Genomic DNA, 24,248 nt, shown 5'->3' with positions numbered 1-24,248 from the left:
CGCCGGTCGGCGGGGCGGTTCAGCCTCGGTGGCGGCCGAGGAGCCGCTCGATCTCCCGCCGGTCGCGTTTGGTGGGCCGTCCGGCGCCGCGCTCGCGCCGCGCGATCGGGACCAGGGCCGCGCGCGGGGGCGGCGGCGGGCTGTGGTCGGTGTAGCACTCGACGGCGACGGGGGCGCCGACCCGCTTGCGTACGACGCGCCGCACCTCGACGATCCGCTCCCGTCCGGCGAGCCGGACCCGCACCCGGTCACCGGGCCGTACGGCGGCGGCCGGCTTGACGCGCTCGTCGTTGACCCGCACGTGACCGGCCCGGCAGGCGGCCGTGGCCAGCGAGCGGGTCTTCACCAGCCGTACCGACCAGATCCACACATCGACCCGTACGGTCTCCTGATCCGCCGCCATGGGACAGACCCTACCCGGGCCGGCGGGGCGGCGCCGAAACGGTTGTTTCGGCACCGCGTGAACCGGGCATCATGCATTACTCGCCGCCAACCGGGTAGTCAGGCGGCATGCGCACCGCCATCTTGGACGTCGGGTCCAATGCTGCCCATCTGAAGGTCGTGGACCTGGTTCCGGGCGGTCCGATCCGGACGGTCGTGTCCGTCAAGGAGCCGACGCGGCTGGCCGGGTCGATCACGGTCGGTGGCCGGATCGGCCACGCGGCGGTCGACCGGGTGGTGGCGTCGGTGGCCGCGACCGCGCGCGAGGCCGCGCGCGTCGGCGCCGTCGAGTTGATCCCTTTCGTGACGTCCGCGATCCGTGACGCCGCCAACCGGGAGGAGATCCTCGATCGCGTCGCCGCGGAGACGGGCGTCGAGCCCGGGTACCTGTCCGGCCAGGACGAGGCTCGCCTCACCTTCCTGGCCGTACGCGCGTGGTACGGCTGGTCCGTCGGGCCGATCGTGCTGGCGGACATCGGCGGCGGCTCGATGGAGATCGCCACCGGGGACGGCGCCGAGGCGGACGCCGCGCTGTCCATGCCGCTGGGCGCGGGCCGGCTCACGCGGGACCACCTGCCCAGCGACCCTCCGCGCGGCAAGCACGTCGAGCGGCTCCGCGCGCACGTCGCGGACCGGCTGGCCGCCTACGGCGTCGACCGGCTCACCGACGGGTCGTCCGGCCATCACGCGGTCGCCACCTCGAAGATCTTCGCTCAGCTCGCGAGGCTCTGCGACGGGGAGAAGTCGGACGGCCGCCAGGTGCTGGAGCGGGCGGGGCTTCGCCGCAGGATCCCCCGCCTGGCCAGGCTGACGAGCGCGGAATGTGCCCGGCTCCGAGGCATCTCGCGGTCCCGCGCCCGCCACATCCTCGCCGGCGCCATCGTCGCCGACGAGATCATGGGTGCCCTCGGCCTGAGCCGTCTGGACGTCTGTCCCTGGGCGTTGCGCGAGGGCATCGCGCTGCGCAGGCTGCAACGGCTCGAGGCCGGAGTCGACAGGACGGACGACATCGCGCATCTAGTACGGCCGCTCCGCGCCGACCGGCCGCGCCTGCACTCCGTCGCGGACACCGGCGCCTGCCAGGTGATCGCAGGCGCTGCGACCGGGAGGGCCGCGGACCGCGGCGGTGAACAGGACGAGGGCCCCGCCGGGACGTCGCCCGGCAGGGCCCTCGATGTGTGTACCGGTGTGCGGGTCGCCTCTCGGCGAAATGCACAACGCGGCTCCAGCCGAACGGTAGTCCGCGAAGGCGATAGATGAGGCCCGGGGACACCAGGCACACCGGCCACGAGAGGTTTAACCGCCCCCTCGGGGCCGTTTGTTCCCGCCGGCTCCCACGAATTTCGCCCGGCGGCCCGGAGGCCGCCGAGCCTCGCAGTGCATGAACCAGGTGCCGAACCCACCGCGGCGGATGCCGGCCTGTTCGCGACCCGGCCGGCCGGTACGCCTGGGTCCTGACCGGCCGGGTGTGCGACTCCGGGCCGGATCACGAGCCCCTCATCGCCGACTTCCGGCCGCCGCGCTCGGCGACGACCTGCTGGAAGAGGCGGAGCAGCGCTACCACGACCGTTTCGAGGTCGGCCGCGACCCGCTCCAGCGGCCTCGGGTAGAGCGGGGATCAATTCGCGTGGCACGCTCCGGACCTGAGCGGCGGATCGTCGCGGTAGCCCACTCCTATCCGGTCGACCTCGCGAGGGATATCGCTGCCTTTCCGGTAGACCTGGTAGACGTTCGGGGCGCACAGCAGGGACAGGCGTTTGTCCTCGGCGACGCCGTACCGGTCGAAGCGGATCGGTCCCGTGACTCCGGGATAGGGGGTCTGGTCGGCCGACTGCCGGACCTGCCGGTAGACGAGCTGCGGACTGATCTGGCGCGGATCCCAGTGCGTGCTGGTCGGGCGACTGCCCGCGATGTCCTTGACGGCCTTGGCCACGATGCGGACCGCGTCGTAGGAGAGGCCGGTCCAGCCGCCTACGGGGTCGTCTCCGATCCCCTGCGGGTTGTCGCCGCGGCAGCGGGACCGTTGCGTTCTGAGGTCGGTGAGGAAGTACTGCCGCTCCGAGTCGGACGCCTTCTCGAGCATCGGGCAGGAGGCGAGCTGTCCCTTCACCGCGAAGATCACCGGAAGGTTGGTCGGCGCCGTCGCGCGGGCGGGCACGTTGGCCATGTACCGGCCGACCGAGTCGTCCGCCACGATGACCGGGAGATCTTGACTGCACTCGGAGTAGACCTGCTGGATGAACGGGCCGAACTCGGAGTAGCGGCCACCGAAGAACACCACCCCGGAGAACCTCCGCGCGCAGATGTCGCGCACCGAGGTGCCGTTCTTCCAGAACTGGTCCGCGTAGTCGCCCTTGAACAGGCTCTTCAGGTCGTCGCGGAGCGTCTGGACGTACAGGTCGTCCTGCTCTCCGCTGCGACCCGCCACGCCGAACGTGTAGTAGTTGACGAGACCGCGGCGGTGCAGCACCTCGGTCACGTAGTGATGCACCAGCCGGGCCTGATCGATGTTGGGCGCCGCCAGCTGGAGGTACAGGCTCGAACCGCCGGAGATGCCGTCCGCCGAGGTCGTCGGCGTCACCGTCGGAAGGCCGATGCGTTCGAGCTCCCTGAGGGCGCGTTGCGTGCTGCGGCGGCTGTCGACCGGAGCCACTACGGCGAGCACGGTCGAGTCCCCGGCGATGAGCTGCTCGAGCATGCGCACCACCTGATCGGCCTGTCTCGCCTCCTGCCCCGCGTTGGCGACGATGATCCGGACGTACGGGCTGGCGGGATCGTTGTCGGCCTCAAGGTTGGCGCGGTACTGCGCGGTCGCCACGCCCTCGAGCCCTTCCCGCTCGGCGACGAAGGTCTCGTCGTCCGCAAGCGGATCCAGTCGGGTCAGCGTGTTGAGGTACACGAGCGTGGCGTAGGGCCGGTCGTTCCTGACCGCCCATCCCTGTTCCGCATAGCGGTTCTGCTCGAAGATCGTCTTCTGGATGGCGACGGTCTTCTGGTTGTCGCCGAAGACCAGGCCGTCGCTGTCGCTGTAGCCGATGCACTCGCGCTGTTCGAGGGTCACCGCGATCCGCCGGCCGCGGGTGTTCACCGGGTAGCAGTGCGCCTGGATGAGGTCGCGTCTCCGCTCGGCGGCGATCGCGACCGCCCTTTCATGCCGCTGATGCTCCTGCCGCTGGTCGAGGCCGTACCAGGTGCCGGCGCAGAGGCACGGCACGAGTGCCAGCGCGATCCAGATCGCCGGGCGGGCCCGGAGCGGCACCGGCGGCGGCACGATACGGGGAAGCCGGGGCTGGATCGCGCCCAGGTCGGCCGGTGGAATCTCGATCGGGACGTACCAGGCGGTGTCGTCCCGGGCCTGCCGCATCTCCGTGACCGAGCCATGCCACACCCGGAAGACGTCACCCACGTCCTCCAGCCGAACGACCCGGTGGGGTTCGTCCTCCGGCCGCGACCCGCCGGGCGGCACCTCGCCGCCGTGGCTGATGATCAACAGGGGGTCGGACTCGCCGGTCTCGTTGCGCACGGTGTTCACGAGGCGCAGCAGGTCGTACGCGGCGTCGCCGGGGACGATCCGATCCAGCAGCAGGACGGGGTAGGTGGTGCGCCGCCAACGGGAGGGTCGCCACGGCCGGTGCCGGTACGCCGTCCGCAGGTCCTCCAGGAAGGCGTGCACCAGCAGCCGGTCGATCTGCTCGCCGTCCTCGGATCGGCGGGCGGGAGTCGTCAGCCGTACGGCGAAGGCGAAGAATCCGAAGAGGCCGCCCGCCAGCCGGGGAGCCAGGAACGGCTGGCGCATGAACCATCGCATCCGGCCCGTGACGAGCAGGGGCAGCATCATGGGCACAAGCGCCGCGGAGATCCACAACACCAGTCCGAGCGAGCCGGTCGCCACTTGTCCCGCCTCGCGCGGCCGGGTCCAGAGACTGCGTCCTAACCTGCGCGCCAGCTCTCGCGGCCGTTTCTCGACCTCGGCCTTTGACAGGTCCACGTCCATGATCCGCTTGATGAGTCCGTAGTGGCGGAAACGCAGGGGCGGACCGCCGAATCGTCGCGCCGACAGGCCCTCGTACGCCTGGTGCAGCAGGGATCGAACGTCGTCCGCCGGGTTCGGGATGACCGTGTGCGGCACCTGCCGCGTCCCGCTCTCGAACCGGTCGGTGAGGACCTCGACCGGCGAAGAGGCGCCGAGAGGACTCACGAGGCACAGCAGCGGCATTCGCCACTCGCCCCGGGTCACCGGCAGGGGCTCGATGCGGCGGGGAGCCCGCCCGGTGTGCCGTACGAGCGTCTCGATGAGATCCACCAGGCGGACGAAGCCGGCCAGCACCCCGCTCGGCCGATCGTCGGGCCCCACGTCGCCATCCTGCGGCCGACCGCTCATTGATCGTCCTTTTCCGCCGTTCACAGCTGATCATTCGGCGGCCACGGCGCCATGCCGAAGAGAGGCCAGGATCACATCGAATAACCGACGCGCGAGAACGGAAAGTCCGATCGTTATCAAACCCACACCGCGATAAGCCCATAAATTCCTCAATTAGGGCTTTCAACGCAAATCACAGTGATCAATATCTGCGGTGACGGCCGAGGAATCCGCCGCAGCGCGGAGGTCCGCTTCCGGCCCGCGTTGGGCGAATGTCCCTTTCCCGGCGCGGTCGAAGTGCCCGGCGGTGCCCGCCCGCGCCGCGACGGGACGCGGGCGGGATCCGCGTCTCAGGGCAGGCTGGTGCGCGGGGTGGCGAACACCATCCGGCCGCAGGTCTGGGACTGCGCGGCGCACTCTGTGCTGGACCACTCGGTCTGCCCCCAGACCAGACCGGTGGCGTAGTCGTACGTCAGTCCTTCGGGATGCCAGGCCCAGCACTGGTGCGCCGTGCTGCCGGACAGGCTGCAGGAGGCGGCACTCCCGCCCGACGTCGTCTGGCGCCAGACGCCGCCGCGGGCGTCCAGCCAGCTGTGCGATACGTACCAGACCCCGCCGTAGGACAGGACGCCCTGGACGTCGCCGACATAGCTCCGGTACGAGGCGGCGACCGGGACGGTCCCGGAGGTCGCGCTCAGCAGGTAGTCACTGCCGAAGGAGTACCACAGCAGGCGGCCGTGCAGGTTCGGGGTCTCATGGCTGAAGTACTCGCCGGCGACAAGGCTCACGGGTTTCCTTAGGGATCCGTGATGTTACGCAGCGGTCGCTGGAGGGTGCCGGGTTGCTGTGGTTGCTCAGGTGGCGAAGCGGGGTGCGTTCGATGGTGCTTCGCTGGTGGGTGATCGACACCCTGAGCGGCTGATCTCGCTCAGATTTTCGAATCATCGAGCGGACTACCGATACGGATCGCTACTGTGCGTACATGCTTGGTCGCATGTCATCCGGTCGTGTCGCATGAGCCGCAAACTACCGCTGGCCGCTGGTCAGGTGGCCCGGACCGCGTCCGCTCGGGTGCTGTTGCGTGGTGGGGTGGATGAGCGGACGGGTGAGGCACTGACGGCGCGGGTGGTGGCCGAGCGGGTGGGCTTTGCCGCGGACCTGGTCGCGGGGATGACCACCGGTCTGCTGGCGACGCATTGGAATGCCGGTGATGTGGCCGTGCTGGCCGGCGGGGTGGATGAGGCGGGCCGCGTCTTGCCGTCGAACGCGTGGATGGCGTTGCGGAGGCTGGGCTGGGGCGTGATCGTGCCTGAGGGGGTGCGGGTCAATGACCGGATCGTGCGGATGGCTCAAGAACAAGCCGGGCGGACCCTGCGCGGTGCCCAACACCGGGCCGAGATGGCCGCCGGGGTTCTCAAAGCCTGGCCTGCCGATCCGGACAAGCGCACGCCGGCCGAATGGGACGCCGTCCGCGAGGCGATCCCCGACGGCCGGTCCCTGTCCGCCGGCGTGATCAAGGCGCGCACACGGCAGATCACCGCGTTCGTCAACGAGCATGGGCGGTTTCCGGTCGATGTGTTCGACCTGGAAGATGCGCCGCGCGTGGCGCGGATGCTGGTGCTGGCCGCCGTCGACCGGCAGCAGGCCACCCTGCAACGCGCCGACGACGACCCAGCGCGAGTGTTGCTGCGGGTGCAGTTGCCGACCCGCCCGGATCCGCGTTCCTACGCCAACTGGTCCTGGGTAGCCTGCCCGGTCACGCTGCCGCCTACAGTCCCGCCGGATGCGGTGCTGCACCTGCCCACACTCCGCCCGCAGGGCCAGAAAGTACGCGCGGATCTGTCGTTCTCCCACGCCGTTCCCAAAGCCGAACGGAAGGGTCACACGACGGCGCTGGGCGTGGACTGGGGCCTGAACACCCTGCTCAGCGCCGGAGCCTGCCGTTTGCATCCCGATGGCCGTATCACCGCGCTGGGGGCCGGAGCGATGTTCCGAGCCACCGGGGTGATGGCCCGCCAGCACCGGCTTCGCCGCCACGGCGAACACCTGCACACCAAAACCGACACCTACGCCCACCTCATCGGCAGCAACGAGGACCACCACCTGGCCGCCAAGCACGCCGTCTTGAAGGCCGAACGCCGGCATGTCGCCGACCGCCGGTCGGGCCTGAACGACGCACTCGCCTGGTCGGCGGCGCGGTGGGCGGTGGATCAGGCGATCGCGGCGGGCGCGAGCGTGATCTATGTGGAGGATCTGCGGTCGATGGAGGCCAAGGGCATGGGCCGCACCCTCAACACGCGCCTGTCCCAAGCCGTGCGCGGACAGATCACCGACAACATGCGGCACCTGGCCGCCGAGGTCGGCATCGCCGTGGTCACCGTCCCACCGAAGAACACCTCCAAGCAATGCCCGCACTGCCTGCTGCCACTGCGGCACTGCAAGGCACCCGACCGCCCCACCACACCTGGCTGGAAGTGGGCGATCTGCCCCGACCCTGATTGTGGCTGGCAGGGCGACCGGGACCACGGCGCGTGGCGGCGCATCGCCGCCCGTGGCCTGGCGCACCAGCACAACACCACCGTCGTCGACCGCGCCACCGGCCACATGGCCATCGGCCGCGTCATCGACACGCTCGAAGCGGGCGCGGTCATCACCCCGACCGCCGCTCCCAAGGCCAGCGGGGGTGACCGGTCCAAGACCGGTCCCACCCCGCGCCGAACCCCACGCCCCGCGCCCAGGCGACGCAGGGCACCCTCCACCCCCGGCCCCCAAAGGCCGGCGGGTCAGCGTCCGGAGGGACACGCTCACACGGACCACAAGCCGTCCCGCGCGGCCTGCCGGTACCAGGGCGTGCGCACACCCGTGCACACGATCAGCTCAACCACCACCCGCCGGGACCGCCCACGACACCGGCCGCGGGGGGCGGCACTGGGCGCAGGCTTCCACCTGCACGCCCACGCCACCCCACCCCGGTGGACAGATCCCCCAGTCACAAACTCAACATGACTACGGATCCCTAAGCTGATCAGAGACGCTCTGCCAGCCCGAGAGGATCACCTTGTACGCGCCTCAGGCACCGTCGTCATCGGCGTCGCCCAAGGTGGTGAGGCCCTGGAGCCGTTAGATCTGGGGTCCGCGATCCGGATGTCGACCTACCGGGTAAGAGCTGGGGCTTCCACCGACCACGGCTCATGACCCGTATTTCAGAGACGAGCTTCAGGTCCGGCGGCGCCGGACGGGACCCGCCAGCCCCAGCGGAGCGGGAAGCGGCCATGCTCCCCGGCCCGCGACGTCCGGCTGGCCTCACCGTCCAGTCGCGGCGTTCACGGGGGGCGGAGGCCGGCGAACAGGTCGTCCTCGGGGAGCCGGACCTCGACCAGGGAGCGCGCGAGGTGGTAGTCCTCGGTCGGCCACACCTCGCGTTCGAGGTCGCGGGGATGGGTGAAGAACGGGCCGTCCGGGTCGCTCTGCGTGGCGTGCGCGAGCAGGGCCCGGTCCCGTACGGCGAAATACTCGGCGCAGGTCACGCGGGTGGTGAGCTCCAGTTTCGGCGCGGTGTCCGGCCACTCGTCCAGGACCGCTGCCATCGCCGAGGCGATCCCCCGTGCGGTCATCGCGTCGTGCAGCGTCTGGAACCACTCGCGGGAGAACGCCGCCTGGTAGTACAGCTTGCGCGGCCGCCAGGCGACGCCCGCCTCGGGATACCACTCCGGGTCGCCGGCCGCGTCGAAAGCCGCCACCGTCACCTCATGCGTCTTGATGTGGTCGGGGTGCGGGTAGCCGCCGGTCTCGTCGTACGTGATGACCACGTGCGGCCGGAACTCCCGGATGAGGCGGACGAGCGGGCGTGCGGCGTCCTCGAGCGGCTGCCGTGCGAAGCAGCCGTCGGGCAGGGGCTCGCCGTCCGCCGGCAGACCGGAGTCGACGAAGCCGAGGAACCGCTGCCGTACGCCGAGCACCTTGCGCGCGGCGGCCATCTCGGCGCGCCGCAGCTCGGCGATGTTCCTCCGCACCTCGGGCCGGTCCAGTCGCGGGTTGAGCACGTCGCCACGCTCCCCGCCGGTGCAGGTGGCGACGAGGACGTCGACGCCTTCGGCGGCGTAGCGGGCCAGCGTCGCGGCGCCCTTGCTGGACTCGTCGTCGGGGTGGGCGTGCACGGTCAGCAGTCGCGGCGTCTCGTCCGGGGTGATGCGCAGGTTCACCGGTCTCCTTGAAGGGGGCGGGCCCGCATCTCGTGCGGGCCCGCGGTCGGGGGCGCGGCCGGTGGCCGCCGGGCTCATCGAGTGACACGCAGGTTCATGGCTCTCCTCTCCAGGCGTCGGGTCAGCGGGCGCGGCGGTCATCGAGTCACGCGCAGGTTCACGGGCTCTCCTCTCTCGGCGTCGAGTCGGCGGGGCCGGGGCTAATCGAGTCACGCGCAGGTTCACGCGCTCTCCTCTCTCGGCGTCGGGCCAGCGAGGCCGGGGCTCATCAGGTGACGCGCAGGTTCACGCGCTCTCCTCTCTCGGCGTCGGGTCAGCGGGGCCGGGGCTCATCGGGTCACGCGCAGGTTCATGGCACTCCTCTCTGCGGTCGGGTACGGGGTCAGGGGCGGGGCTTGGCGGGGAAGAACAGGGCGGGGATGATCGACAACGCCGTCAGGCCGAGGGCCCAGGCGAAGGTGTCGCCGTACGCCGCGGCGGGGTTCGCCGGGTAGTGTCCGAGCCGGCTCTGCAGGATCAGGGCGAAGACGGCCGTGCCGATCGAGCCGCCGACCCGGTTGACGACGTTGAGGGCGCTCGCCGCGCGGGGTGCCTCGTGCCGTTCGACGCTGCCGTACACCGCCGCCATCCCCGGCGCCATGATCGTGCCGATCCCGACGCCGCGGAGGAGCAGCGACAGGACGAGCAGCGGGCCGGCGGGGTCTGTCCCGAGCCGGGTGAACACCGCGGTGCCGGTGAGGGCGAGGGCGATCCCGGCGAGGACGACGCCGCGTGGGCCGAGCCGGTCGGACAGCCGCCCGGCGAAGAACGACGCCAGGGCGGTGCCGAGGGCCTGCGGAGCCAGGAACAGTCCGGCCTCGATGGCGCTCGCGTGCCGGGCCTGCTGGTCGTAGAGCGGCAGGAGGAGCATCGAGCTGTACAGGGACGCACCGAGCAGGAAGGAGTTCGACGTGGCGGCGGCGAAGCCGCGCCGCGCGAACAGCCGCAGGTCGACGAGCGGGGTGACCCGGCGGCGCAGGGCGTGTGCCCCGTACGCGGTCAGCAGCGTCGCCCCGCCGGTGAGGGCGGCGACGACGCGTCCGGTGCCGAAGCCGCCGGCACCGCCGGCCGCCGCGAACCCGTACACGAGGGCGGCCAGGCCTGGCGAGAGCAAGACCAGGCCCAGCACGTCGAACGGGACGCGGGTGGCGGCATGCGGGGCGTCCTTCGGCAGGACGCGCGCCGCGAGCAGTAGTGCGATCGCGCCGACCGGCAGGTTGACGTAGAACATCCAGCGCCAGTCGAGGTCGGCCACGATGAGGCCGCCGAGCACGGGCCCGATGACCGGCGCGAAGGACACCGGGATGATCAGGATGCTCATCACCCGGCCGATCCGTGACGGACCGGCCGCCTGGGCCATGATCGACTGCCCGATCGGCTGCATCATGCCTCCGCCGATGCCCTGGAGGACCCGGAAGGCGATCAGTGCGGACGTCGACCAGGCGAGGCCGCACAGCGCCGAGCCGGCGACGAACAGCCCCACGGAGATCATCCACATCCTCGTGCCGCCGAAGCGGTCGGTCATCCAGCCCGAGAGCGGCATCACCATCGAGATGGCCAGCAGGTATCCCGTGGACACCCACTGGACGACCGAGAGCCGGCCGTGCAGGTCGCGGGCGATCGCGTCGATGCCGACGTTCACGATCGTCGCGTCGAGCCCGGCGAGGATCGCCCCGAGGGTCAGGACGGCGCCCATGCGCAGCAACGCCGGGTCGAGCGGCTCCCTCCCCGGGCGGGCGGCCCGCGCCTCCGCCGCGGTCGTCTTCATGCCGGGTCCCGGCGCGCGCTGGATCAGCAAGTACCCCTCCAAAGCAGATAACTGGGTCGGACCTAACGTTAGGCGTGACCAATAAATAGGTCAATCCTAAAATTAGGTCGAGCACACCGGGCTGCCTAGGATGGGCTCATGGGCGCTGACACGCTGGGGCTACGGGAACTGAAGAAGAGGCGGACCCGCCAGGAGATCTCGAACGTCGCGACGCGGATGTTCATCGAGCGCGGGTTCGACGAGGTGACGATCGCGGAGGTCGCGGCGGCCGCCGGTGTCGCGAAGATGACCGTGACGAACCACTTCCCGCGCAAGGAGGACCTCATCCTCGACCTGCACGAGGAGATCGTCGCCGCCCCGGCCCGTACGGTCGCCGAGCGGGCCGCCGGCGAGTCCGCCCTCGCCGCGCTGCGCCGGGGCTACTTCGCGGACCTCGACCGGCACGACGCGGCGATCGGTTTCTCCGGCCCGGAGTTCGTCCGCATGATCACCGGAAGTCCCGCGCTGCGCGCCCGGCTGCGCGAGATCCACGAACAGCGCGAGAACGCCCTCGCCGAGACGCTCGCCGCCGAGACCGGCGCCGGTCCGGACGACATCATGCCCCGGGCGGCGGCCGCACAGCTGACCGCCGTCCACCGGGTGCTGTTCCAGGAGGTGCTCCGCCGCACGCTGGCGGGCGAGGACCACGAGACGATCGCCGCCGCGCTGGGCGACGCCGCCCGGCGGACGTTCGACGTCCTCGAACCGGCGCTGGGCGGCTACGCCGTGCGCTGACGCCGCGGCGTCCCCGCGTACCTGACGGGCCGAAAGAGCGAGCAGACCTCGGAGGACAGGTCGGATCTCTCTCGCCACGACAGCGAAGAATCAGCGGGCCGAGTCGGGAAAACACCGGAGATCGGGCCGATGGCGGCCAAGTAAGGATTCTTGACCATTCGGGCGAATAGATCCTATGTTTTGGCCAGCCTCCAGACCTTCCGCCGACGGCGAAGGAGTCTCCCGCATGCCCCGCCGTACCCATGGCCGCCTGTCGGCCGCCCTCCTCGGGCTGGCCCTCCTCACCGGATCCACCGCCCTGGCGATCTCCGTGACCACCGCCACCCCCGCCCACGCGCTGGACGACGGGCTGGCCAGGACCCCGCCGATGGGCTTCAACGACTGGAACTCCTTCGGCTGCAACGTCGATGAGAAGCTCATCACGGACACCGCCGACTACTTCGTCAGTTCCGGTCTCAAGGACGCCGGCTACACGTACGTCAACATCGACGACTGCTGGGCCGCCCACGACCGCGACCCGCAGACCGGACGTCTCGTGCCGAACCCGCAGACCTTCCCGCACGGCATCAAGTGGGTCGCCGACCATATCCATAAGCAGGGCCTGAAGCTCGGCATCTACACCAGCGCCGGGACGCAGACCTGCGCCAAAACCATGCCGGGCGCCCTGGATCACGAGGACGTCGACGCGCAGACGTTCGCCGACTGGGGCGTGGACTACCTCAAGTACGACAACTGCAACAACCAGGACCGGCCGGCGCTGGAGCGCTACACGAAGATGCGCGACGCGCTGAAGAAGACCGGCCGGCCGATCGTGTTCAGCCTCTGCGAGTGGGGCCAGAACAAGCCCTGGGAGTGGGGCAAGGACGTCGGCCACCTGTGGCGCACGACCGGCGACATCAGCGACAGCTGGACCTCCCTGCTCACCATCTTCAAGCAGAACGTGTCGCTCGCGCCGTACGCCGGTCCGGGGCACTGGAACGACCCGGACATGCTGGAGGTGGGCAACGGCGGGATGACCGCCCGGGAGTACCGCTCGCACTTCAGTCTCTGGTCGATCATGGCGGCGCCGCTCCTCATCGGCACCGACCTGCGCAAGGCCACCCCGGAGACGCTGAGCATCCTGGAGAACAGAGACGTCATCGCCGTCGACCAGGACCCGCTCGGCATACAAGCGACGGTCCTGTCCGGCGACAACGGGCACTGGGTGCTCGCCAAGCCGCTGAAGAACGGCGACGTCGCCGTCACGCTGTTCAACGAGACCGACACGACGGCGACCTTCGGCACGACGGCGAGCGCGCTGGGCCTGCCGAAGCGGCCCGCGTACGTCCTGCGGGACCTGTGGGCGCACAAGGACGCCGAGACCGCCGGGGCCGTCTCCGGGGTCGTGCCGCCGCATGGCACCGTCATGTACCGCGTCCGGCGGGACTCCCGGGCCTGGGCGTTCCAGCCGCCCGCGGCCGCCTTCGGGCTCGACCTGCCCTCCGCGGTCACCGGCATCCCCGGCACCATCACCCCGGCCGGGCGCACCGTCACCGCGGACGTCACGACGACCAACCTCGGCCGCGCGCCGATGCTGAACGCCCGGCCGTCCCTCGACCTGCCCACCGGCTGGAAGGCCCAGCCGGTCGGCCGTACCGGCGCCGCGATCCTGCGCACCGGAGCGACGCTGAAGAGCCGCTGGCGCGTCACGCCGCCGGCGTCGGAGTCCCCGGGCGCCCGGTCGCTCACCGCGCGCCTGTCGTACGGCCTGCCAGGAACGAGGCTGTCCCTGACCGAGGACCTGGTCGTGCCCAAGCCCGTGCCCGGCGGGACGACCGACCTGGGGGCGGACGACTGGGCCACGGCCCGCAACGGGTACGGGCCGGTCGAGCACAATATGTCCAACGGAGGCGCCAAGCCCGGCGACGGCAAGCCGCTCACGATCAACGGCACGGTGTACGCCAAGGGCCTGGGCACCCACGCGCCGGCCGAGATCGTGTACTACCTGAACGGCCGGTGCAGCTCCCTCACCGCCGACGTGGGCGTGGACGACGAGCGCGACCCCCGGACGGTGGCGGGTCAGAGCACGGTGACGTTCGAGATCTGGGCCGACGGCACGAAGGTCGCCGACAGCGGCCTGCGGACCTGGCAGGACGGCGCCGTGCACCTGTCCGGCGGGCTGACCGGCGCGTCGTACCTGCGGATCCTCACCACCATCGGCGGCGACACCAACAGCTACGACCGCGGTGACTGGGCGATCCCCGTGCTCACCTGCGGGAGCTGACATGGGCGGCGAGAAGACCCGCGGCGACGGCGGCCTGTCGCGACGCAACTTCTTCGGGACGACGGCGGCGGCGTCGGCCGGGGTGGTGCTGACCTCGGCCCCCGTCCCCGGCCCGTCCGCCCAGGCGGCCGAGGACGGCGCCGTCGACATCGCGGTCACGGTGAACGGCAAGGCCGAGAAGCTCCACGTCGACCCCCGCGTGACGCTCCTGGACGCGCTGCGCGAGCGGCTCGGCCTGACCGGCACGAAGAAGGGCTGCGACCGGGGGCAGTGCGGGGCGTGCACGGTACACGTCGACGGGCGGCGCGTCCTGTCCTGCCTCACGCTGGCCGCGACGGCCGACGGCCGGAAGGTCACCACGATCGAGGGCCTGGCGCACGGCGACGACCTGCACCCGGTGCAGCGGGCGTTCGTCGAGTGCGACGGGTTCCAGTGCGGGTTCTGCACGTCCGGCCAGATCATGTCGGCGGCCGCCCTCCTGAAGGAGGGCCACGCCCGGACCGACGAGGAGATCCGCGAGGCGATGTCCGGGAACATCTGCCGCTGCGGCGCCTACCCCGGCATCGTCGAGGCGATCAAGAAGGCACGGGAGGCGGACTGATGCGCGCGTTCGGCTTCACCGCCGCCCGTACGCTGCCGGAGGCGCTGCGGCTCGCGGGGCCCGGCTCGGCGTTCCTCGCCGGCGGCACGACACTGGTCGACCTGATGAAACTCGACGTGCTGACGCCGGGGCAGGTCATCGACATCAACCGCCTGCCGCTGCACGGGATCAGTCGGGACGCTCTGCGCATCGGCGCGCTCGAGCGGATGAGCGACGTCGCCCGGCATCCCCGCGTGTACCCGGTGATCGCCGAGGCGCTCGCGCTCAGCGCGTCCCCGCAGCTGCGCAACATGGCGAGCATCGGCGGCAACCTGCTGCAGCGCACTCGCTGCGGCTACTTCCGCGACGTCCACACGGCCTGCAACCGGCGGCAGCCCGGCAGCGGCTGCGCGGCGCTGACCGGGGACAACCGCACGCACGCCATCCTGGGCACCAGTGACGCGTGCGTCGCCACCCATCCGAGCGACCTGGCCGTGGCGCTCGTCGCGCTGGACGCCTCGGTGCGCCTGGTGAGCCGCGCCGGCGAGCGCCTCGTGCGGCTCGCCGCCTTCTACCGGCCGCCGGGCGACACTCCTCAGGTCGAGAACGACCTGCGACCCGGCGAGCTGATCACCGAGGTGGTCGTGCCACGTCTTCCGTGGGCCCGCCACTCGACCTACGTCAAGGTACGGGACCGGAGCTCGTACGAGTTCGCGCTCGCCTCGGCCGCCGTGGCGCTCGACGTGCGCGGCGGCGTGATCCGCGAGGCGCGGGTCGCGGCGGGCGGCGTCGGCGCCGTGCCGTGGCGGCTGCCCGCCGTCGAGGCCACGTTGCGGGGGAAGCCGCCGACGCGGGCCTCCTTCGAGGCGGCCGCGGCGCCGGCAGCCGACGGCGCGCGGCCGCTGCCCGGCAACGCGTTCAAGGTGACGCTGCTGAAGCGCACGATCGTCCGCGCCCTCATGAGCCTGGAGGCACGGTCATGACGGACCGGGTCGACGGGCGGCTCAAGGTGACCGGCGCCGCCACGTACGCGGCCGACAACCGCCTCGACCGCCTCGCGTACGGCTATCTCGTCACCAGCACGGTCGCACGCGGCACGATCGTGAGCATGGACACGGCCGCCGCGTCGAAGGCGCCCGGCGTCCTCGCGGTGTACACGCCGTTCGAGCCGCTGAAGCTGTACCGCTACACCAAGGAGCAGAACGACGAGCTCACCCCGCCGTTGCAGGACGCGAACGTCCGCTACTTCGGCCAGGCGATCGGCCTCGTCGTGGCCGAGACGTTCGAGCAGGCCCGGGACGCGGCGGCGTTGATCCAGGTCCGGTACGACGCGAAGACGCCCGCCGCCTCCTTCCGGGACGGCCTCCCCTCGGCGGCGGACCCGCCGAGCGGGTCACCGGTGTCCGAGGTGCTCGCGCCGGGCGTCGGCTCCATCGACGACGCCCTGAACGCGAGCGAGGTCACGATCTCCGCGACGTACACCGCGTCGATGCAGAACCACAACGCGATGGAGCCGCACCCGACCGTCGCGGCCTGGGACGGCGACCACGTGACGCTCTACACGGCGACCCAGGGCGTGATCCTGGTCGTCGACCGGATCGCGGAGGCGCTCGGCATCGACAAGGCCAAGATCCACGTCCGCAACCCGTACGTCGGGGGCGGCTTCGGCAACAAGTGGGGCATCTGGGCGCACACCCCGCTGACCGCCGCCGCGGCCCGGGCGCTGGGCCGCCCGGTCAAGACCGTCCTCACGCGGGAGCAGGCGTTCACCGTCGTCGGGCACCGGCCGGCCTCGCAGCAGACCGTGTCGCTCGGCGCGCGGAAGGACGGCACGCTCACCGCGATCAAGAACGACGGCGTCTCCAGTAAGTCGGCGTCGAACTCCTTCTACGAGCCCGTCGCCAACCTGTGCCTGTCGCTGTACGCCTCGCCCAACATCCACGTGAGCCGGAAGGTCGTCACGCTGGACGTGCCGGTCACCACGATCATGCGGGCGCCGCAGGAGGCGAACGGCTCCTTCGCGCTGGAGAGCGCGATGGACGAGCTCGCGGTCAAGCTCGGCATCGACCCCCTGGAACTGCGCCGCAAGAACGACTCCCCCGTCGTGCCGAGCAGCGGGGTGCCGTGGTCCAGCAAGCACCTCGACGAGTGCTACCGGATCGGCGCCGAGCGGTTCGGCTGGTCGCGGCGGAACCCGACGCCGGGCGCGGTCACCGACGGCGACTGGCTCGTCGGGCTGGGCATGGCGACGGCGACGTACGGCGCGTCGCGCGCACAGGCGTCGGTCAAGGTACGGCTCCTGGCGAACGGCACCGCCGTGGTGTCCGGCACGGGGGCCGACCTCGGCACCGGGCAGTCCACCGTGTGGGCGATCCTCGCCGCCGAGTCCCTCGGCATCCCGGTCGCGCGGATCCGGCCCGACCTCGGCGACTCCGCCTCCCCGGTCGCCGCGAACGCGGGCGGCTCCGGCTCGACCTCGACCAACGGCCCGGCCGTCCAGCTCGCGACGGACGCCGCGAAGACCGCCATGATCGCCCTGGCCGTCCAGGACGAGCGGTCCCCGTTCCACGGGATGGCCGCCGGCGACGTCCGGTTCGAGGACGGCCGGCTGACGGCGGGGAACCTGTCCGTGCCGTTCGGCTCGCTGCTGACCTCGTTGGACGTCCCCGGCGTCGAGGCGACCGCGACGTCACCGAAGAACGGGGACAAGACCCACGGCTTCCGGTCGTTCGGCGCGCACTTCTGCGAGGTACGGGTGAACGCCTGGACCGGCGAGCCGCGGGTCTCCCGCTGGCTGACCGTCCTCGACGCCGGCCGGATCGTCAACGAGAAGACCGCGCACAACCAGATCGTCGGCGGCGTCGTCATGGGCATCGGGCACGCCCTCCTCGAGGAGACCCGCCTGGAGCCGGCCACTGGCCGGATCTCCAACGCCGACCTCGCGTCGTACCTCGTCCCGGTCAACGCCGACGTCCCGCCGATCGACGTGCGCTTCCTCGACTACCCCGACACGCTGCTCAGCCCGCTCGGCGCCCGCGGCATCGGGGAGTTCGGCATCGTCGGAGCCGCCGGCGCCGTCGCCAACGCCGTCCACAACGCCACCGGCAAGCGGATCCGCGATCTGCCGATCACTTTGGAGAAGCTGCTCACCTGAGCGCGGCGCGGTCGGCCTCGGGGATCCAGACGCGCTCGTCGCCGGGGTCGGGAACGGAGGGGACGGGAAGCGCGGCGAGGAGTCTCCGCAACCGCGGATCGCGGTTCCGGCGCTGCCAGGCGATGGACCACACGTGCAGCGGCACCGGTCCCGCGATCGGGATCTGCCGCCTGCGCGGGTCGTGCGGCATGTCCATGCCCGCCTCGCCGAGCACCACGGCGCGCGTCTCGCGCCGCATCTGCTCCCCGTAGTCCCGGACCCCGATCGCGAGCTCGGTGAACCGGACGGGGACGCCGAGCTCGTCACGGAGCCGGAGGAGATAGCCGCGCGATTCCTCGGCGCCGCCGGGGTCGGGCATCGCGATCCCCGCCTCCCGGAGGTCGGGAAGCCGCAGGACGGTTCGGCCGGCGAGGGGATGCGCCTCGTCGACGAAGGCGTGCAGGGGCTCGATGTGCACGGGACGGTGGTCGAGCTCGGCGGGCCAGGGCCGGCCGAGGTCGTGCACCCGGCCGAACGCCGCGTCCAGTTCGCCGCCCAGCAGGGCCGGCAGCGCGGTCGCCAGGCCCTGCCGCATCGTGGGCTCCACCCGCAGGCCCGGAGTCCGTCCGACCGCCTCGCGCAGGATCCGCAGCGGCGTGAAGCGCTCAGCGAACACCTCGACCCGCAGCGGCGCGGACGTGTCGCGGACGGCGGCGACGGCGGTGTCGTACGCGGCGACGGCGTCCCGGGCGAGCGGCAGGAACCGCCGGCCGTCCGGAGTCAGCGCGACCCGGCGTGTGGTGCGCTCGAAAAGCGGCACTGCCAGGGCGTTCTCCAGCCGGCGGATGCGCTTGGACAGCGCCTGCTGGGTCAGGAAGAGCCGCGCGGCGGCCCGGCCGAAGTGCAGTTCCTCCGCGGTGACGACGAACGCCCGCATCCCCTGGAGATCGGGTTCCACGCGAAAAGCCTCGATCAACAACCGTCGGCTGTCAAAGCCGCGCGAGAAGTTGTTGGACGTGGCTTCTGAGCCGCCGCTTTCCTGACGCCATGACCCAGATGCTCTTTGAACCGGCCTCGCGTACCGCCGAGGCGCCCCCCGCGCCGCCGATGGGCGAGCAGGTCTTCCAGCGGCTGCTCCGCGAACGCATCATCGTGCTCGGCCAGGAGGTCGACGACGAGATCGCCAATCGGATCTGCGCCGAGATGCTGCTCCTGTCGGCCGAGGACCGGAACCGCGACATCCACCTGTACATCAACTCGCCCGGCGGCTCGGTGACGGCCGGCCTGGCGATCTACGACATCATGCAGTTCATCCCGAACGACGTGGCGACGCTGTCGATGGGCTTCACCGCGTCGATGGGCCAGTTCCTGCTGTGCGCGGGCACGCCCGGCAAGCGCTACGCCCTCCCGCACACGAGCATCCTCATGCACCAGCCGTCCGGCGGGATCCGGGGCGTGGCCGCCGACATCCGGATCCAGGCCGAGCACATGCGCGCCGTCAAGCACCTCATGCTGGAGCGCATCGCCCACCACACCGGGCAGCCGGTCGAGCGCATCGAGGCCGACTCCGACCGCGACCGCTACTTCACCGCCGAGGAGGCCCGCGCGTACGGCTTCGTCGACCACGTCGTACGCTCCGCCGACCAGGTGCTCCCCCGATGACCGTGGTCACGAGGCCGTGGCGCGACGCTAGGCCGGGTCCTGTGTGTCAGCGGCGGCGCCGGCCGATGGCGCGGGCGAGTCTCGGCGCGAGGGCGCCGGCAAGGGCCAGCGACACGGGGAGGACGATGTCCGTCCAGGGGTCGCGAATCGGCTTGTAGGTGGCCGTGCCGTCCTTGATCTCTATGAAGCCGAGGGGCCTGGCGTGGGCACCGCCTCCCCCTCCGCCGCCCGCGCCGGTCTTGGCGGGTCCGGTCTCGCGCCCCGCTCCGGCACCGAAGCCGTAGACGGCTCGGGCCACCGGGATCACGGTCACGCCCTCACTGACGACGGGCTCGCCGAAGACGGCGGTCACCGATGCCTTGCCACCGAGCCGGTCGGCGAGTCGCTCCAGCAGGCTCCTGGCCGCCTCGGCGGTGTCGCTCGCCGCCTCGACGGCGGCTTCGGGGACGCTTTCGATGTCGGTCATTGTGGTCCTGCCTGGTCGGAGTGCTCGCGGGTGGCGGTGCCGAGGATATGGGTGGCCGCCGGGGATGGGATCTTGGTGGCCGGGAAGGGAAAACGGTCCACTTCAGTGAGGGTGAAGCCGGCGGCGGTGATGGCCGATTGGGTGTCGCGGCCGGTGTGGCACCCTCCGCACAGCAGGGGCCAGAAGGTCGCGTCCACGAAGCGCTGGACGCGGCGCATGGCGGGTGAGCCGGCCCGTACGTGCTCGAAGAAACGCAGTTGCCCACCGGGCCGCAGCACACGGTAGAGCTCGGCGAGAGCGGCTCCCGGGTCGGCGATCGAGCACAAGGTCAGGCAGACCACGGCCGCGTCGAAAGAGCCGTCGGCGGCCGGGAGCTGCTCGGCGCGGCCGTCGACGACCTCGACCGGTACCGGCGCGGCGCGCGCGGCTTCCCGGGCGAGGGCGCGCAACTGTGGCTCGGGCTCGACGGCGACCACTCGCCTCACCTCGGCCGGGTAGTACGGGAAGTTCAGGCCGTTGCCCGCGCCGATCTCGATCACCTCCCCGGACAGCCCGGTCAGGAGGCGCTTACGGTGTTCGGCGACGCCCGCCCTGTCCAGGGCGGGTCCGGCGACCTTCGCGTAGAACCGGGCGAAGATCGGGTGCCGTGTGCTGCCCGAGGCCATGATGCTCATCGTCCCCCTCTACCCAGGGTCCCTGGCTGCCATGGTGACCCATGGCCGCCCGTCACAGGTAGAGGCCGAACCTCTCATCCGCGGGCGCGGGACGGGACGGCAGGTCCTCGGCGCACAGGGTGACGAGGTCGGTCCGCGAGGGCCCGTCGAGGCCGGTGACGCGCTGCGCCTGGCGGGCGACGGCGGCGTCGAGCAGGTTGCGCATGAACCGTCCGTTGCCGAACGACAGACCGCGCGCCGTACGGCGGAGCAGGGCCCGCAGCGCGTCGCCGACCTCCGGCGCGAGGACGAAGCCGTCGTCGGCGGCGAGCCGTTCGAACACGGCGCACAGCTCGTCGTCGGTGTAGTCGGCGAAGTGCAGCTGCTTGGGGAACCGGGAGTCCAGACCGGGGTTGGCGGTCAGGAAGTCCGCCATCTCCTGCTCGTAGCCGGCGACGATGACGACGAGGTCGTCCCGGTCGTCCTCCATGAGCTTGACCAGCTCGGCGACGGCCTCGAGGCCGAAGTCGCTCTTGAACGACGGCTGGGTGAGCGTGTAGGCCTCGTCGATGAAGAGCACGCCGCCCATGGCCCGCTCGACCAGCCGGCGGGTCCGCGGGGCCGTCTGGCCGATGTACTCGCCCACGAGGTGCGCGCGGGAGGCCTCGACCAGGTGGCCGGAGGACAGCACGCCGAGCTTCTTGTAGATCCGGGCCAGCAGCCGGGCCACCATGGTCTTGCCCGTGCCGGGGTTGCCGGTGAACACCATGTGCCGCGTCGGAGCGGTACCGCCCAGTCCCTGCTCCGCGCGCAGCTTCTCGGCGCGCGTCATCGCGATGAGGAGCCCGATCTCCCCTTTGACCGTCTCCAGGCCGGTGAGGGCCTGCAGCTCGGCGAGCGGGTCGTCGTCGGCACCCGAGGCGTCGAACGCGCGGGGGACGTCGGCGCGTTTGACGACGAGCCCGGCGTCCGGCTCCGTACGGTCGCGCGCGGACTCGACCGCGAGGTCCGCCAGGTGCGCCACGAGGCGGGCGTTGCGGAGGGTCTGCGTCGGCGGCGTCACGGCGAGCAGCTCCCCGGCGGCCTCCCGGGCGCGTTTGTACGGCCGGGCACCGCGCCGGCGCACCTCGCGGTCGAACAGCTCGGCGTACTCGTCGGCCGTGAACGGCCGGGTCCGGGCGACGCGGAACCGGTTCAGCAGGGCCGGGTCGGCATCGCGGAGCCGCTCCACCCCGGCCTCGCCGCAGAGCGCGACCAGGTGGACGTCCTCGTGCACCGCCAGCAGCCGGTGCAGTTCGCTGATCAGCGCCTGGCCGTTGCCTGCCTCGGTGGCGAACTCGTCCAGGCCGTCGATGACCAGCAGCCGATCCCCGGCGCAGTCGCGGACGTCGGCGTGCAGTTTGGCGGCGGCCTCGAAGAGGGGCTTGCCCGCGAACAGGTTGTGCGTGAGCCAGAGCGGGTCCCGGGGCAGCTCCAGCGCCTTCGCCAGCTCCTGCACGGCGAGACGCCGGCCGGTGCCCTCCGGCCCGGCCACGAGCAGGCGTACGGTCGAGCTCCCGCCGGTGATCTCCTGGAGCAGGGCGGTCAGCTCGGGTTGGCCGACGAGGCCGGTGGCCAGGTCGGGAGCCGCGGCGGCCTCGCCGCGGGCGGCGGGTCGGCCCTTCCGGTCGTTCGCGAGCTTCGTGGCGAGCGGGTTGACGACGCGGCGGCGGGGAGCGTACAGGCGCCGCAGGTCGCGCTGGAACTGGTCGATCGGCGTGTAGTCCGGACCGCCGCGCTGCGCCTCGCCGGGCAGGCCCTGGACGCAGGCCACGAACCGGGTCGCCATGTCGAGCCAGGCGCGGCAGGCGTCGGCCGCGCCCTCGACCAGCGCCTCGGCGAGCCAGAGCCGGACCTCCTCCTGCCACGCACCGGCCCGGAACCCGTCGCGATACCGCCAGAAGCGCGCCCGCACCTCCTTGTAGAGGTCGTCGCCGAGCACGACGGACAGCTCCACGGGCACGCGGTCCAGGCCGCACTGCATCAGCAGGTGGCTCAGGTGGGTACCCACGGTTCGAGAGCGCCGCACCACGCCGGACAGGTGGTCATGCGCCGCCTGGAATCCGGACCACACCCATTCCAGGTAGCCGACCGGCCCGGCCAGCTCGGGCACCTCGGCGAGGATCTCGTCATCGGCGTGCGCGGCCCAGTGCGCGCGCAGTTCGCTCTTGGACAGGTCGACGTCGCAGCCCGGCGGGTCGTCGTACAGCCGGAGCAGCGCGCGGCGCCTGCCTTCCAGCGGCTCGATCCCCTCGAGCACGGCGAGGCTGTCCCGGGCGAGCCGGATCGCGAGATCGCGGTCCGGTACCTCGATCAGCCAGTCGAGCGGCGGCCGCCAGGAATTGGTCGAGGTGTGCCATTTGGTGTTCAGCTCGGTCAGCGGCGCCGGATCGCTGAGGTGCCGTCCGAGCAGGCGTTCGTGCAGCTGGCAGCGGCTACCCACCCGGATCGCGCTCACGCCGGGCAGGAAACCGATGATCAGGTACAGGTCCGCCGCGACCAGCGACGCGGGCAGTGTCAGCAGCTTGTGAGCGTCGGTCGTGAGATCCGCGCAGCGTGGATCGGCGAGGAGCCCGTCGATCCGGTCGGCGATCTCCTCGAAGAGCCCGTCGGGCACGCGCCACGGGCCGTACGGGTAGACGTCGAGGACCGGCTCGTCGGTGAGCAGTAGCTCCAGATGCTCCGGCAGCCGCACCACAATCCTCCAGTCACCCATAGAAATCGGACAGCAGCCTATGATCGCGGATGCCGCGGGTGTCCGAGCCCGGGTGCAGGATGGTGGCCATGTGCAGAAGCATCAAGACGCTGCGGCCACCGGCCACCGATGAGGTCACCGAGGACGACATCCGCGCGGCGGCGCTGCAGTACGTCCGGAAGGTGTCCGGGTTCCGGAGCCCGGCGGCGCACAACCAGGCCGTCTTCGACCGCGCCGTCGAAGAGGTGACCCGGGCGACCGCTGCCCTGCTCGACGACCTGGAGGTCAGGGGCACGCGGGCCCGCTCCTGACCCTGGCGGCGACGTCGGCGGCCGCGCGGACGAACGCCGCGAGCGCGCGTGACGTACTGCCTTCGGGCCAGGCGAGCACCAGGGTCGCCGGCGGGGCGTCGACCAGGGGAACACAGGCCAGGTCACCGCGCATGAGGCGGCGGGCGGACTCCGGGACCACCGCCGCGACCCGGCCCAGCGCGATGAGCTGCATCAGTTCGGCGACGTCGCGCACCTCAGGGCCGGTGGCGTCGTCGTCGACCTTGCCCGGCCATCGGGGCAGTGTCTCGCCCTCCAGGTCGGCCCGGCGCAGGCTCGCCCGGTGGGCCAGCGGGTGGTCCGCCGGAAGCACGGCCGCCTGATCCTCGACCAGCAGTTCCTCGGTGTCGAAGCCGCTCAGATCGTGGACGGTGTGCAGGAGCGCGACGTCGGCGCGGCCGTCGCGCACCAGGGCCGCGCGCTCGCCGACACTGGAGACGATCTCCACGGGCAGCGCGTCCGGATCGGCCTCGTACGCCTTCAGGATGTCGGGCAGCAGGCCGCCGTCCCCTCCCGGCTTCATGGCGAGCACCAGCCGTGGATCGGGACGGCCCGCCCGCCGAGCGCGGCGGGTGGCGGCCGCCACCGTGTCCAAGGCCTTCCGGGCGTCGCCCAGCAGGACCTCTCCCGCCGGGGTCAGCGCCACTCGCCGGCTGGTGCGCTCCAGCAGCGTCACGCCGAGGCGGCGCTCGAGCCGGCGGATCGCCCGGGACAGCGGAGGCTGCGCGATGCCCAGGCGCTCGGCGGCGCGCGTGAAGTTGAGCTCCTCGGCCACCGCGACGAAGTAGGCGAGTTCCCGCGTCTCGACCGGATCCATACCGGAAGGGTATTGACTGCGACCCGG

Annotated in this window: 19 protein-coding genes and 1 pseudogene; 10 read left to right on the top strand and 10 right to left on the bottom strand. The window is 71.7% G+C overall.

The window, feature by feature from the left end; translation table 11 throughout:
- Positions 1 to 19: 19 nt before the first annotated feature.
- A complete protein-coding gene (locus ABEA24_RS38280; protein ID WP_345437726.1) occupies positions 20 to 403 on the bottom strand; it encodes an RNA-binding S4 domain-containing protein in 384 nt (127 codons plus the stop codon).
- A gap of 107 nt (positions 404 to 510) precedes the next feature.
- Here ABEA24_RS38280 and ABEA24_RS38275 point away from each other — a divergent pair, with 107 nt between their 5' ends.
- Entirely contained in the window at positions 511 to 1,701 is a 1,191-nt protein-coding gene (locus tag ABEA24_RS38275) for a Ppx/GppA phosphatase family protein (RefSeq protein ID WP_345437724.1), read from the top strand.
- A gap of 182 nt (positions 1,702 to 1,883) precedes the next feature.
- Positions 1,884 to 2,051, top strand: a pseudogene (locus ABEA24_RS53795) (DUF6098 family protein); the annotation flags it as partial.
- An 8-nt stretch (positions 2,052 to 2,059) separates the two neighbouring features.
- On the opposite strand, the gene ABEA24_RS38270 reads toward ABEA24_RS53795, so the two are convergent.
- Together ABEA24_RS38270 and ABEA24_RS38265 are read right to left on the bottom strand one after the other, a co-directional pair.
- Positions 2,060 to 4,795 carry a type 1 periplasmic-binding domain-containing protein gene (locus ABEA24_RS38270; protein WP_345437722.1) on the bottom strand — a complete coding sequence of 912 codons (2,736 nt, stop codon included), beginning with the start codon at positions 4,793 to 4,795 and terminating at the stop codon, positions 2,060 to 2,062.
- A 356-nt stretch (positions 4,796 to 5,151) separates the two neighbouring features.
- Positions 5,152 to 5,589 (bottom strand): hypothetical protein, encoded by a 438-nt coding sequence (locus ABEA24_RS38265; RefSeq protein WP_345437720.1) that lies wholly within the window; start codon positions 5,587 to 5,589, stop codon positions 5,152 to 5,154.
- Between the two features lie 226 nt (positions 5,590 to 5,815).
- On the opposite strand from ABEA24_RS38265, the gene ABEA24_RS38260 reads away from it, so the two are divergent.
- Positions 5,816 to 7,807, top strand: coding sequence for a zinc ribbon domain-containing protein (locus tag ABEA24_RS38260; RefSeq protein WP_345437718.1), 1,992 nt, complete (start codon positions 5,816 to 5,818; stop codon positions 7,805 to 7,807).
- Positions 7,808 to 8,124: 317 nt separating this feature from the next.
- Here the strand turns inward: ABEA24_RS38260 and mca are convergent, their stop codons facing one another.
- A complete protein-coding gene (mca, locus tag ABEA24_RS38255; RefSeq protein WP_345437716.1) occupies positions 8,125 to 9,003 on the bottom strand; it encodes a mycothiol conjugate amidase Mca in 879 nt (292 codons plus the stop codon).
- A 382-nt stretch (positions 9,004 to 9,385) separates the two neighbouring features.
- A complete protein-coding gene (locus tag ABEA24_RS38250) occupies positions 9,386 to 10,810 on the bottom strand; it encodes an MDR family MFS transporter (RefSeq protein ID WP_345437714.1) in 1,425 nt (474 codons plus the stop codon).
- Positions 10,811 to 10,948: 138 nt separating this feature from the next.
- Between ABEA24_RS38250 and ABEA24_RS38245 the strand changes: the two genes are divergently transcribed.
- The 5 genes from ABEA24_RS38245 to ABEA24_RS38225 all read left to right on the top strand — a co-directional run bounded on the left by ABEA24_RS38245 (position 10,949) and on the right by ABEA24_RS38225 (position 17,581).
- Positions 10,949 to 11,584, top strand: a complete 636-nt coding sequence (locus tag ABEA24_RS38245) for a TetR/AcrR family transcriptional regulator (RefSeq protein WP_345437712.1) — start codon at positions 10,949 to 10,951, stop codon at positions 11,582 to 11,584.
- A 226-nt stretch (positions 11,585 to 11,810) separates the two neighbouring features.
- Positions 11,811 to 13,847 carry an NPCBM/NEW2 domain-containing protein gene (locus ABEA24_RS38240; RefSeq protein WP_345437710.1) on the top strand — a complete coding sequence of 679 codons (2,037 nt, stop codon included), beginning with the start codon at positions 11,811 to 11,813 and terminating at the stop codon, positions 13,845 to 13,847.
- Between the two features lies 1 nt (position 13,848).
- The gene (locus ABEA24_RS38235) at positions 13,849 to 14,448 is read left to right on the top strand and encodes a (2Fe-2S)-binding protein (RefSeq protein WP_345437708.1); all 600 of its coding nucleotides are present in this window, start codon (positions 13,849 to 13,851) and stop codon (positions 14,446 to 14,448) included.
- A complete protein-coding gene (locus ABEA24_RS38230) occupies positions 14,448 to 15,410 on the top strand; it encodes an FAD binding domain-containing protein (RefSeq protein ID WP_345437706.1) in 963 nt (320 codons plus the stop codon). The genes ABEA24_RS38235 and ABEA24_RS38230 overlap by 1 nt, the downstream gene beginning before the upstream one ends.
- Entirely contained in the window at positions 15,407 to 17,581 is a 2,175-nt protein-coding gene (locus tag ABEA24_RS38225; RefSeq protein ID WP_345437704.1) for a xanthine dehydrogenase family protein molybdopterin-binding subunit, read from the top strand. Before ABEA24_RS38230 ends, ABEA24_RS38225 begins: the two co-directional genes overlap by 4 nt.
- On the opposite strand, the gene ABEA24_RS38220 is transcribed toward ABEA24_RS38225, so the two are convergent.
- Positions 17,574 to 18,518 (bottom strand): LysR family transcriptional regulator, encoded by a 945-nt coding sequence (locus ABEA24_RS38220; RefSeq protein WP_345437702.1) that lies wholly within the window; start codon positions 18,516 to 18,518, stop codon positions 17,574 to 17,576. The two genes, ABEA24_RS38225 and ABEA24_RS38220, sit on opposite strands and share 8 nt — an antisense overlap.
- A gap of 98 nt (positions 18,519 to 18,616) precedes the next feature.
- On the opposite strand from ABEA24_RS38220, the gene ABEA24_RS38215 reads away from it, so the two are divergent.
- Entirely contained in the window at positions 18,617 to 19,222 is a 606-nt protein-coding gene (locus ABEA24_RS38215) for a ClpP family protease (RefSeq protein ID WP_345438095.1), read from the top strand.
- Between the two features lie 46 nt (positions 19,223 to 19,268).
- On the opposite strand, the gene ABEA24_RS38210 is transcribed toward ABEA24_RS38215, so the two are convergent.
- From ABEA24_RS38210 to ABEA24_RS38200, 3 genes are read right to left on the bottom strand one after another with little or no spacing between them, the layout of a single operon-like run.
- Positions 19,269 to 19,688, bottom strand: coding sequence for a spore germination protein GerW family protein (locus tag ABEA24_RS38210; protein ID WP_345437700.1), 420 nt, complete (start codon positions 19,686 to 19,688; stop codon positions 19,269 to 19,271).
- Complete coding sequence (locus ABEA24_RS38205) at positions 19,685 to 20,362, bottom strand: class I SAM-dependent methyltransferase (protein ID WP_345437698.1); 678 nt, start codon at positions 20,360 to 20,362, stop codon at positions 19,685 to 19,687. Before ABEA24_RS38205 ends, ABEA24_RS38210 begins: the two co-directional genes overlap by 4 nt.
- 52 nt (positions 20,363 to 20,414) lie before the next feature.
- Positions 20,415 to 23,075: an AAA family ATPase gene (locus ABEA24_RS38200; protein ID WP_345437696.1), complete on the bottom strand. Its 2,661-nt coding sequence runs from the start codon at positions 23,073 to 23,075 to the stop codon at positions 20,415 to 20,417.
- Positions 23,076 to 23,164: 89 nt separating this feature from the next.
- Between ABEA24_RS38200 and ABEA24_RS38195 the strand changes: the two genes are divergently transcribed.
- On the top strand, positions 23,165 to 23,386 hold the full coding sequence (locus tag ABEA24_RS38195; RefSeq protein ID WP_345437694.1) for a DUF2277 domain-containing protein: 222 nt from the start codon (positions 23,165 to 23,167) through the stop codon (positions 23,384 to 23,386).
- Here ABEA24_RS38195 and ABEA24_RS38190 read toward each other — a convergent pair.
- On the bottom strand, positions 23,361 to 24,221 hold the full coding sequence (locus ABEA24_RS38190) for a LysR family transcriptional regulator (RefSeq protein ID WP_345437692.1): 861 nt from the start codon (positions 24,219 to 24,221) through the stop codon (positions 23,361 to 23,363). The two genes, ABEA24_RS38195 and ABEA24_RS38190, sit on opposite strands and share 26 nt — an antisense overlap.
- Positions 24,222 to 24,248 lie beyond the last annotated feature (27 nt).

The sequence above is a fragment of the Actinoallomurus vinaceus genome (assembly GCF_039542055.1).
GTDB lineage: Bacteria > Actinomycetota > Actinomycetes > Streptosporangiales > Streptosporangiaceae > Actinoallomurus > Actinoallomurus vinaceus.
The sequence above is the reverse complement of the archived record's forward strand: the minus strand, read 5'-3'. Positions and strand labels throughout refer to the sequence as shown.

What these genes read in the sequence shown, in the direction of transcription:
- ABEA24_RS38280 (WP_345437726.1), bottom strand. Translation starts at nt 403, where the DNA reads ATGGCGGCGGATCAGGAGACCGTACGGGTCGATGTGTGGATCTGGTCG.
- ABEA24_RS38275 (WP_345437724.1), top strand. Translation starts at nt 511, where the DNA reads ATGCGCACCGCCATCTTGGACGTCGGGTCCAATGCTGCCCATCTGAAG.
- ABEA24_RS38260 (WP_345437718.1), top strand. Translation starts at nt 5,816, where the DNA reads ATGAGCCGCAAACTACCGCTGGCCGCTGGTCAGGTGGCCCGGACCGCG.
- ABEA24_RS38250 (WP_345437714.1), bottom strand. Translation starts at nt 10,810, where the DNA reads ATGAAGACGACCGCGGCGGAGGCGCGGGCCGCCCGCCCGGGGAGGGAG.
- ABEA24_RS38245 (WP_345437712.1), top strand. Translation starts at nt 10,949, where the DNA reads ATGGGCGCTGACACGCTGGGGCTACGGGAACTGAAGAAGAGGCGGACC.
- ABEA24_RS38240 (WP_345437710.1), top strand. Translation starts at nt 11,811, where the DNA reads ATGCCCCGCCGTACCCATGGCCGCCTGTCGGCCGCCCTCCTCGGGCTG.
- ABEA24_RS38235 (WP_345437708.1), top strand. Translation starts at nt 13,849, where the DNA reads ATGGGCGGCGAGAAGACCCGCGGCGACGGCGGCCTGTCGCGACGCAAC.
- ABEA24_RS38230 (WP_345437706.1), top strand. Translation starts at nt 14,448, where the DNA reads ATGCGCGCGTTCGGCTTCACCGCCGCCCGTACGCTGCCGGAGGCGCTG.
- ABEA24_RS38225 (WP_345437704.1), top strand. Translation starts at nt 15,407, where the DNA reads ATGACGGACCGGGTCGACGGGCGGCTCAAGGTGACCGGCGCCGCCACG.
- ABEA24_RS38215 (WP_345438095.1), top strand. Translation starts at nt 18,617, where the DNA reads ATGCTCTTTGAACCGGCCTCGCGTACCGCCGAGGCGCCCCCCGCGCCG.
- ABEA24_RS38210 (WP_345437700.1), bottom strand. Translation starts at nt 19,688, where the DNA reads ATGACCGACATCGAAAGCGTCCCCGAAGCCGCCGTCGAGGCGGCGAGC.
- ABEA24_RS38205 (WP_345437698.1), bottom strand. Translation starts at nt 20,362, where the DNA reads ATGAGCATCATGGCCTCGGGCAGCACACGGCACCCGATCTTCGCCCGG.
- ABEA24_RS38195 (WP_345437694.1), top strand. Translation starts at nt 23,165, where the DNA reads ATGTGCAGAAGCATCAAGACGCTGCGGCCACCGGCCACCGATGAGGTC.
- ABEA24_RS38190 (WP_345437692.1), bottom strand. Translation starts at nt 24,221, where the DNA reads ATGGATCCGGTCGAGACGCGGGAACTCGCCTACTTCGTCGCGGTGGCC.